This window comes from Pseudomonas sp. CAM1A (genome assembly GCF_047501685.1).
Taxonomy (GTDB): Bacteria; Pseudomonadota; Gammaproteobacteria; order Pseudomonadales; family Pseudomonadaceae; genus Aquipseudomonas.
Genome location: NZ_JBFNXP010000039.1, coordinates 1 through 1,946, shown reverse-complemented (window position 1 = coordinate 1,946; position 1,946 = coordinate 1). Strand labels below are relative to the sequence as shown.

General features: G+C 68.2%; 1 protein-coding gene. It reads right to left on the bottom strand.

What is annotated here, in order from left to right; all coding sequences use genetic code 11:
• Positions 1-1,946, bottom strand: a 1,946-nt coding sequence (locus ABZO33_RS26775) for an AMP-binding protein (protein WP_414538496.1), incomplete at both ends; no start/stop codon positions are given.

The window sequence follows — 1,946 nt, the reverse complement described above, 5'->3', positions numbered from 1 at the left end:
GGCACCGGCTGGCATTGCTCATCCAGTACATAGACGCGAGTGTTGGCGGTCGGCTTGCCGATATGCAGCGCGCCGCCCGGTTGCAGTTGCCCCGACGTCGCCACCACGGTGGTCTCGGTCGGGCCGTAGTTGTTGACCAGCGCAAAGCCTGGATCACGGTCGAACTGGCGCAGGCGATCACCACCGACCAGCAGCGTGCGCAGGGTCGGGTGCTGGCGTTCGCGGCGCAGCGCCTGCTCGGCGACCGGCGTCGGCAGGAAGCTGACCTGCAGCGGCTGCTCCAGCCACCAGTCGAGCAGCTCATCGACATGCTCGCCGCCGATGGACGCTGGCGGCAGGTGCAGCACTGCCCCGGCGCACAGCGCCGGCCAGGCTTCCCAGGCCATGGCGTCGAAGCCGAAGCCGGCGACGCTGGAGGTGTGGCTGCCCGCGCCCAGCTCGAAGGCCTGGCAATGCCAGTGAACCAGGTTGGCCAGGGTGCGGTGCTCGACCATCACCCCTTTGGGCTGCCCGGTGGAACCGGAGGTGTAGATCACATAGGCCAGCTGATGCTCGTCCAGCCCTGTAACCACAGGATTGCTGGTGGGCTGATCGGCCCAAGCTTCATCATCCAGCACAGCCTTGGCAACATCGCCTACCAACGCTTCGGTCGCCGACTCGACCAGCACCAGCGCCGGCGCACTGTCACAGAGCAGATAGGCAATGCGCTCCGCCGGATAGCCCGGATCGACCGGCACATACGCCGCGCCGGCCTTGAGCACGGCCAGCATCGCCACCAGCCGTTGCGGGCCGCGGTCCAGGCACAGCGCCACGCGGTCGCCCAGGATCACACCACGCTCGATCAGGTGATGAGCCAGGCGGTTGGCGCGCTGGTTGAGCTCGCCATAGCTCAGGCGCTGTTCGCCCTGCACCACGGCCAGCGCTTCAGTCGACTGGGCCTCGACCAGTGCGTGCACGGTCTGACCTTGTGGGTAGTCCATGGCCGTGGCATTGAAACCTTCGAGCACCTCGCGTCGCTGAGTACCGTCGAGGATGGGCAGCCTGTCTACCTGTGCCGCGCCACCTTGCTCCAATGCCTGGATCAGCTGGCTCACGGCAGAGGTCATCCAACCTGCGACCCGTTCGGCACCGATCCCCAGCTGGGCCAGCACGCTCAGGCTGAAGCCTTCGCCGTGGTCGTCCACGCTCAGGGTCAGCGGGTAGTTGCTGCGCTCTTCACCGCCCAGCTGATGCATGCCCTGGAAGCTGGCGGCATCCACATCGTCCCGGTCCGTCGGGCTATGGCGGTAGTTGAGCAAGGCGCTGAACAGCGGCGCCGAAGCCGGCACACCGCTGCAACGCTGAGCCAGGGCCAGCGAAGCATGTTCGTGGCCGAGCAACGCCGACAGCCGCTGGTGGGTGAGCCGCACCGCGTCACTGGCCCCATTGGCCGTATCGATGCGCAACGGCAAGGTATTGATGAACACTCCCAACGCCCGGTCGGCGCCCTCGCCGCCCTGCAGGCGGCCCATCAGCACGGTGCCGAACACCACGTCGTGACGCCCCGCCAGCACGCCGACCACGCGGGCCCAGGCCAGGTGCATCAGGCTCGCGGCACTGACCCCAAGTGTGCGCGCCTGCTCGCGCACCCGGCGCGACAAGGCCGGCTCCAGCGGCAGGCGCGCCTCCTCGATATCGCGCCCATCGCCCTGCACATCGGCCAGACCCATGGGCAGGGTCGGCTCGTCGACATCGCCGAGCATGTCGCGGAAGAACGCCTCGTGCCCCGCCTCGGCGGCGCCCAGGCGTACCTGAGCGACGTAGGTGCGGTACGGCACGGGGGCGCTCAACAGGTGCTGGCGACCGGACAGGATCGCCTGCAGCTCATGGACGATCACCTCCATCGCCGTGTGGTCCAGGGCCAGGTGATGGAAGTGCAGGACGGCGACCACGCGCTGCCCGACCGG